The sequence below is a fragment of the Barnesiella sp. CU968 genome, from assembly GCF_905219685.1.
Classification (GTDB): domain Bacteria; phylum Bacteroidota; class Bacteroidia; order Bacteroidales; family Muribaculaceae; genus Lepagella; species Lepagella muris_A.
This window is the reverse complement of the sequence record NZ_CAJMXD010000143.1, coordinates 1-6932: the sequence shown is the minus strand read 5'-3', so window position 1 is coordinate 6932 and position 6932 is coordinate 1. Positions and strand designations below refer to the sequence as shown.

General features: G+C 47.8%; 8 protein-coding genes and 1 tRNA gene. 2 read left to right on the top strand and 7 right to left on the bottom strand.

The window, feature by feature from the left end; all coding sequences use genetic code 11:
• The 7 genes from der to JX312_RS07010 all read right to left on the bottom strand — a co-directional run.
• A partial coding sequence (der, locus tag JX312_RS07040) for a ribosome biogenesis GTPase Der (RefSeq protein WP_204457510.1) occupies positions 1–1138 on the bottom strand: 1138 nt, incomplete at its 3' end.
• Positions 1139–1167: 29 nt separating this feature from the next.
• Complete coding sequence (gene era, locus JX312_RS07035) at positions 1168–2112, bottom strand: GTPase Era (RefSeq protein ID WP_204457509.1); 945 nt, start codon at positions 2110–2112, stop codon at positions 1168–1170.
• 139 nt (positions 2113–2251) lie between these two features.
• Positions 2252–3244, bottom strand: coding sequence for a beta-ketoacyl-ACP synthase III (locus JX312_RS07030; RefSeq protein WP_172469455.1), 993 nt, complete (start codon positions 3242–3244; stop codon positions 2252–2254).
• 127 nt (positions 3245–3371) lie between these two features.
• Complete coding sequence (gene rpmF, locus JX312_RS07025) at positions 3372–3554, bottom strand: 50S ribosomal protein L32 (RefSeq protein ID WP_123403037.1); 183 nt, start codon at positions 3552–3554, stop codon at positions 3372–3374.
• Between the two features lie 63 nt (positions 3555–3617).
• Positions 3618–4139, bottom strand: a complete 522-nt coding sequence (locus JX312_RS07020) for a DUF177 domain-containing protein (RefSeq protein ID WP_124029441.1) — start codon at positions 4137–4139, stop codon at positions 3618–3620.
• Between the two features lie 2 nt (positions 4140–4141).
• A tRNA-Arg gene (locus tag JX312_RS07015) sits at positions 4142–4213 on the bottom strand.
• A 209-nt stretch (positions 4214–4422) separates the two neighbouring features.
• Complete coding sequence (locus JX312_RS07010) at positions 4423–5313, bottom strand: glycoside hydrolase family 73 protein (RefSeq protein ID WP_204457508.1); 891 nt, start codon at positions 5311–5313, stop codon at positions 4423–4425.
• A 90-nt stretch (positions 5314–5403) separates the two neighbouring features.
• On the opposite strand from JX312_RS07010, the gene JX312_RS07005 reads away from it, so the two are divergent.
• Positions 5404–5901, top strand: a complete 498-nt coding sequence (locus tag JX312_RS07005; RefSeq protein WP_204457507.1) for a cytidine deaminase — start codon at positions 5404–5406, stop codon at positions 5899–5901.
• 197 nt (positions 5902–6098) lie between these two features.
• Positions 6099–6575, top strand: coding sequence for a hypothetical protein (locus JX312_RS07000; protein ID WP_204457506.1), 477 nt, complete (start codon positions 6099–6101; stop codon positions 6573–6575).
• Positions 6576–6932: the final 357 nt, after the last annotated feature.

The following is a 6932-nucleotide window of genomic DNA, read 5'->3' as shown; positions in this document are numbered from 1 at the left end:
TTCCCTTGTTGCTCGGAGGCGGGGTTCTAGCTACCTGCTCAAGCATGTATGAGTTGAGCTGTGAGGTGGGAATCGTGCGGCGGCGGTTCTCAAATACCTGCACCGCTGTTTCAAGCACCTTGAAAATACGCTGTTTTGTCAGTGCGGAGGTGAAAAGGATGGGAAAGTCTGTGAACGGTGCGAATTTCGAACGTATTGCCTGCTCGAAATTCTTCTGCGCCGCCAGACTTTTGTCAGCGACCAGATCCCATTTGTTCACACACACCACGAGCCCTTTGCGGTTACGCTGTATAAGGCTGAAAATATTCGCGTCCTGCCCTTCAATGCCTCTTGTTGCGTCAATCATAAGGATGCACACATCCGAAGCCTCTATGGCGCGGATAGAGCGTATGACTGAGTAATATTCGATGTCTTCATTGACTTTCTGTTTCTTCCTTATGCCGGCGGTGTCCACAAGATAGAAATCGAAGCCGAATTTGTTATAGCGGTGGTAAATTGAATCACGGGTTGTTCCGGCGATGTCGGTAACGATATGACGCTCTTCGCCGATAAAGGCATTTATCAGCGAAGATTTGCCTGCGTTAGGGCGTCCTACTATGGCGAATTTGGCGATATTTTCATCGGTTTCCTCCGTGTCGTCTTTTTCGGGCATGTCCTTAACAATCTCATCAAGGAGTTCACCCGTACCGGAGCCGTTTGCCGATGACACGCCTATAGGGTCGCCGAGACCGAAGCTATAGAACTCGGAGATGTTGAAGCGTGCGTCACCCCTGTCCTCTTTGTTTGCCACGACAATAACCGGTTTCTTTGACCGGCGCAGGATGGCGGCGACTTTGTCATCGAGATCTGTCACTCCGGTTGATGCATCGACCACGAAAAGAATCACATCGGCTTCCTCGATGGCGATTTCCACCTGTTTGTTGATTTCTTCCTCGAAAATATCATCCGAGTTCACTACCCATCCGCCGGTGTCGACGATGGAGAATTCCTGTCCGCACCAGTCGACTTTGCCATACTGGCGATCGCGTGTGGTGCCTGCCGTGTCATCGACAATGGCGCGGCGTGTCTGCGTCAAGCGGTTGAAAAGCGTGGACTTTCCCACGTTGGGTCGCCCGACAATTGCTATCAACTTACCCATATATTGTTTTTTTGAAGATTTTTGCTGGATTATTCCATATATCCGAACGCACGGAGTTTGTTTTCACGGTTGCGCCAGTCTTTTTCCACTTTGACAAAGAGTTCGAGGAATACTTTCTTTCCGAAGAACTTCTCTATGTCCTGGCGTGCGGTGATTCCGATTTTCTTTATTTTCTCGCCTCCTTTTCCGATTATGATTCCCTTCTGAGAGTCGCGTTCCACATAAATCACTGCCATGATATGTATCGCGCCCTCTTTCTCATCGAATTTCTCCACAATAACTTCGGTGCTGTAAGGAATCTCTTTGTCGTAATTGAGGAGCAGTTTCTCGCGGATAATTTCCGTGACGAAGAATCTTGCGGGTTTGTCGGTCAAGGCATCCTTTCCGAAGAACGGAGCCGAGACGGGCAATAATTCCTCGATGCGTTTCTTCAGGTTATCGACGTTGAAGTTTTCCGTGGCGCTGGTCGGGAATATTTCAGCATTAGGGAGGCGGTTCTTCCATGCTGTCATAATCGTTTCGAACTGCTCGTTTCCTTTGACAAGGTCTATCTTGTTTATTACCAGAAGAACCGGAATCTTCTCTTTTGCCACGCGTTCAAGAAAATCCGCGTTTTTCTCCGGATCCTCGACAACATCGGTCACATAAAGCAGTATGTCTGCATCGGTGAGTGCACCCTCCGAGAATCCGAGCATCGATTCCTGAAGCTTGTATTTGGGTTTAAGCACACCGGGTGTGTCGGAATATACAATCTGGTATTCCGGGGTGTTTACTATTCCCATTATCCTGTGTCTTGTTGTCTGAGCCTTGGAGGTGATGATGGATATCCTTTCGCCAACAAGGTCGTTCATCAGCGTGGATTTGCCGACATTGGGGTTTCCAACTATGTTCACGAATCCGGCACGGTGTCCTTCTTTGATCTTTGCTTCGGGGAGGAGGTTGTCGACCTCTATCTTGTTCTTGAGTTCTTCCATAATTTCTATCGTTTTTTGTGGACGTCACGTTGCGGGACGAGACGTCCCCGCTATTTGAACAATAGCCAGCCCGCACAGCGGGATGGCTATATTTAGAACCCTCCGAAGCGGGTCATTGTTCATTTTTCTGGAGTCAGCCTTATTTAGGGTCTATCGCCCAGATGAGATACATCGCGCCCCATGTGAAGCCTGCGCCGAACGCTGTCATCACTATGCGGTCTCCTTTATGGAGTTTGTTTTTGTATTCGTCAAGGCATAACGGGATTGAAGCCGCCGAGGTGTTTCCGTAGTGCTGGATGTTCACGAGCGTTTTCTCCTCCGGAATCTTTATGCGACCGCCAACTGCCTCAATTATTCTCAGGTTTGCCTGATGGGGCACAAACCAGTCGACATCTTCGACAGAGAGGTTGTTGCGTTTCATTACGGAAAGAGAAGACGAGAGCATATCGCGCACGGCGTTTTTATAAACCACGCGTCCTTCCTGATAGATATAATGCTCGCGGGCATCAACGGTCTCGTGAGAGGCAGGGAGCGCGGAGCCGCCCGCCTTCATGAGCAGATTGTGGAGTCCGCTTCCATCAATGTGGAATTCGCCGTCGATCACACCAAGATTCTCATCTGTGGGTTCTACCAGAACAGCCGCAGCCGCGTCTCCGAAGAGAGGACAGGTTGCCCGATCCTGATAATCGGTCATGCTGCTCATTTTCTCAGCGCATACCACAACCACTTTTTTATAAAGTCCGGCTTCGATATATGCCCTTGCTGCCTGCATGGTCACAATGAAGCCTGCGCAGGCTGCCTGAATGTCGTATGCATAGGCATTGGTCAGACCGAGTTCATGAGTGATGACAGAGGCGGTTGAAGGGAAACGGTAGTCGGGGTTTGAGGTGGCGCATATCACGAGATCCACCTCTTCCTTTGCTGTGCCGGTTTCTTCAAGCAGTTTGCCCACAGCCTTTATTCCGAGGAAACTTGAACCCTTTTCAGGGTCTTTGAGAATGCGGCGTTCCTTGATGCCTACGCGTGTGGTTATCCATTCGTCGTTGGTGTCGACCATCTTCGACAGCATGTCGTTGTCGAGGATGTCGTCAGGCACGTAGGAGGCGATTCCGCTTATTTTGGCGTTGGCCATAATCGAATAAAATAAGTATTGAAGTGAAAAAGTATTTTTTCACTTCATGAATTTGTTTTAAAAAAGATAGTTCCGCCTTTAATAAAGACTCCTGTTGCCACAAGGGCAACAGACCGGATCTTAAAACTTAGGCTTCAGCTTTCTCGATTACGAGTTTGCCGCGATAGTAACCGCATTCACCGCAAACGGTGTGGTAGATGTGCCAAGCGCCGCAGTTGGGGCAGATTGCGAGAGTGGGGACGAGAGCTTTGTCGTGTGTGCGGCGTTTTGCCGTACGGGTGTGCGATTGTCTGCGTTTAGGATGTGCCATTTCTGTATTGTTTTAATATTATTATTCAGTTTTTGTTAAAGTGTCGTGTTTTAAAAGATTGCCTTAATCTTCGCTTCCGCTTTCGATTTCGGCGTCGACATCATCAAGAGCCTCTTCCGTCTCTTCATCTCCGCCTCCTTTGTGTCTTGAAAGGACTGCTGCCATGGCGCGGTTGCATTTGCCCATCGGGTGCACATGGCGCAGCGGAATCGTCAGCAGGATGGTGTCGTAGAGAATGTATGCCACGTTCAGATAGCTGTTGCTGTAGGGAATCACCAGGAGATTGTCGGCACCGTCATCATAGTTTTCACCGTATTTGACTATCACATGATATTCCGTGTCTACCTCGTGGTCGAGTGGATCAAGACAGCGGTCGCAGGGAATCTGCAGCATCCCCTTGCAATGGAATCTGCAGTCGTAGGTGTCGTTCTTCTTCACAAGGTCGAGATGAACCTTGACATCAGAAGAGATGATGTCCGTGTTTTCCATGTTTTTGAAAAACTCGGTCGTTATCTCGAAATCCTGCTCATGGTGTCCGTCGGGCAACGAAGCAAGTTGAACTTTAAAAGCAGTAAACTTTCCCATAGTACCTCCGAGGGGAATCGAACCCCTATCTAAAGTTTAGGAAACTTCTATTCTATCCGTTGAACTACAGAGGCATACGTTATGTAGAAACACCGCTCTTCCTCCTCCTTCCGGATTTTGAAAAGCTGCGCTTACATAAATTGCGTCTGCAAAGTTAGTTATTTTTTTGAAGATGACAAAATTTTATCATTTTTTGAAGTCATTTTGAAATCTTTATGGCGGAATCCTTATCATGATTCCCGGAACTTTTTTTAACACTCTCTTAAAATTCAAATTCCGGGGTCTAACGCAGACGGAGCTTAGAACCGGGTCTGTCGCGGACTCGGGGGTTCAGTTTACGGAGTGTGGAGAGTTTTATCCCGAAGCGCTGCGAGATTGAATGAAATGACTCGCCTTCACCGACAGTAACGTTGCTGACTCCTTCCGGTGGCGTGTCTCTCTTTTCTTCCAGATATACCTCCTCCCACGGCTTGATTTCCCGGTCTTTGTCTACATCGTTATATTTAAGCAGTCGGGATTTTTTGATGCCGAGTTCTTTGGCTATCGAGGAGTAGGTGTCTCCGGGAGAGGCGATGACGCAATGGAGTCCGCGACTGCGGCGCACAGGATGTGTGGCACGCAACATGTCGTGGATGAAACTCGCGTCTTCTTCGGCGCGTCTTCCTGATTCGGTATCGAAGAGATACAAAGCGTAGCGTTCGATTATGGTTATGAGTCTTGTGGCGTAATTGGGGTCTGTGGCATAGCCGCAGGCTTTAAGACCCTTTGCCCAAGCTGCATAATCTGTGACATCGTTCTTGAAAAGTGGGGCATAACGTTTGCGCAGCAGGAATCTGGAATGGTCGTCGAAACTTTCAGCCGCGGATGAATAAGATCTGAAGCATTCGTTTGCAGCGTCATCATTGCGCAACAGAGTGTCTCCCTTCCATTCGCTGTGGCATTTTATGCCGAAATGGTTGTTGCCCAGTGTCGCGAGAGATGATTGCCCCGCACGGCTTTCAAGCAGTCCCTGGGCGAGAGTTATCGAAGCCGGGATGCCGTGGGCTCGTTGCTGTTCGATTGCCATCTCGCTATATGTGTCGATATATTCCTGATACGGATTCTTTTTGGCGGCACCGAGAGAAAATGTTATTGCCAGCGCGTTAATAATTATAAGAAATCTGTAATAACTCATATAGGTAGGTATAGATATGGAGCTTATGGTATGCTCCGTATGCAAAATTACGAATAAATTATTATATTTGCGAAAAAGAAAACAACAGCCATGAAGGAGAAAGAGATTAAAACACTGATAAAAGTGTGTGATTACGAAGAGTTGTCGGCTGAAGACAGGGAGCTTGTGGATGCCGCCAAAGCTATGACCCGCTCGTCATACGCGCCGTATTCCAGATTCCATGTCGGCGCTGCTATCCGCATGGATGGAGGAGGGATCGTCACCGGCAGCAACCAGGAGAATGCCGCATATCCGTCAGGGACATGCGCGGAGCGCACGGCTGCTTACTGGGCATCCGCACAGTATCCGGGTGTGGCGATGAAGAAGATTGCGATTGCCGCCTGGACACGCCTTCATAAAGACAAAAGCGAACCCGATGAGGAGTGTTTCCAGCGATTGCCCATCAGCCCTTGTGGGGCTTGCCGCCAGGCATTGCTCGAATATGAGGCTCTGTACGGCGACATTGAGGTGATTCTTTATGGACTCGACTGTGTTTATGTGCTCCCTTCGGTGAAATCGCTTCTCCCTCTGAGTTTCACGGAATTTTAGAAAGAGTAGCGAAGTGTCAATAAGGCTTCGATCGGGCGAAGGGTGTAGGAAAAGTTGTTATCTTGAAAATGTGAATTATTTATAACAGCTTCTTAAACAAGTTAAAATTGGATAGGTGGTCGGGAGGTTTGAACAAGGTGCGGATACGGGTTGTTAATATTTCTAAAGACATATTATCAACTATAAACATATCGGTTATGCATAAATCCGGAATAAAGGGGATTATCCCCGGACTGTTGCTTATGTGTGTGCTGCTTTCAGCTGGACTTTCTTCCTGTGTCGTTGATGGTGACGACTGGTGGGGAGGTCCGCCTGCCGGTTGGGATACTTTCAATGATTCCAGGCTTACTGGATATTGGGGGCTTGTGCAGTATAACAGCGACCCGGTAGGAGCGGGGGATGCGAACTATCTCTATTTCAACGGTAACGGCAGAGGATATTATTATTATCTGCAGGGTGGCAGAGAGTATACGGAACGGACTGTGTATTACAGTCAGGATTCGAATACCGGCACGTCAAACTACCAGATCAATATACAGTATGAGTATTCATCGCCGGTCACTATGAATTATTGGTTCACACATGGCGGCAATACAATGTGGATGCAATGGCGCACAGGAAACGGAGCTGTTCAGACCTATGTCTACGACAGGATGGATCGTGCTCCGTGGTGAAGCGGGAAATGTAAGAAGTTGTTAAAAATATAACGCCAAAGGATATAAAGAAAGGGGAGTTGAAAAAATCAGCTCGCCCTTTGTTATTCTGTATTGCCTGCTTTCAGCTGATCCAATAATCGGACATCAGCTGAGTCTGAGTGGATGAATGCTCGGCACAGTTGATTAGATCGGAATCGTTGTATGCGCCGTTGATTTGTGAAGAAATAAAAATAAACTGGGACATAACGTTATTGTGTCTAAATTTTGTTAAAAGTATTAAATAGAGATTTGATGATATAATCAACATTCAAGAACGAAGTGCAAAAATTTCGTTCTGAATAGCCCTACAAATTTTTGACGTTCGATACTTAATGG

Excerpts from the sequence above, each read along its gene's own strand:
- era (WP_204457509.1), bottom strand. The coding sequence starts at position 2,112 with ATGGAAGAACTCAAGAACAAGATAGAGGTCGACAACCTCCTCCCCGAA.
- JX312_RS07030 (WP_172469455.1), bottom strand. The coding sequence starts at position 3,244 with ATGGCCAACGCCAAAATAAGCGGAATCGCCTCCTACGTGCCTGACGAC.
- JX312_RS07010 (WP_204457508.1), bottom strand. The coding sequence starts at position 5,313 with ATGAGTTATTACAGATTTCTTATAATTATTAACGCGCTGGCAATAACA.
- JX312_RS07000 (WP_204457506.1), top strand. The coding sequence starts at position 6,099 with ATGCATAAATCCGGAATAAAGGGGATTATCCCCGGACTGTTGCTTATG.
- rpmF (WP_123403037.1), bottom strand. The coding sequence starts at position 3,554 with ATGGCACATCCTAAACGCAGACAATCGCACACCCGTACGGCAAAACGC.
- JX312_RS07005 (WP_204457507.1), top strand. The coding sequence starts at position 5,404 with ATGAAGGAGAAAGAGATTAAAACACTGATAAAAGTGTGTGATTACGAA.
- JX312_RS07020 (WP_124029441.1), bottom strand. The coding sequence starts at position 4,139 with ATGGGAAAGTTTACTGCTTTTAAAGTTCAACTTGCTTCGTTGCCCGAC.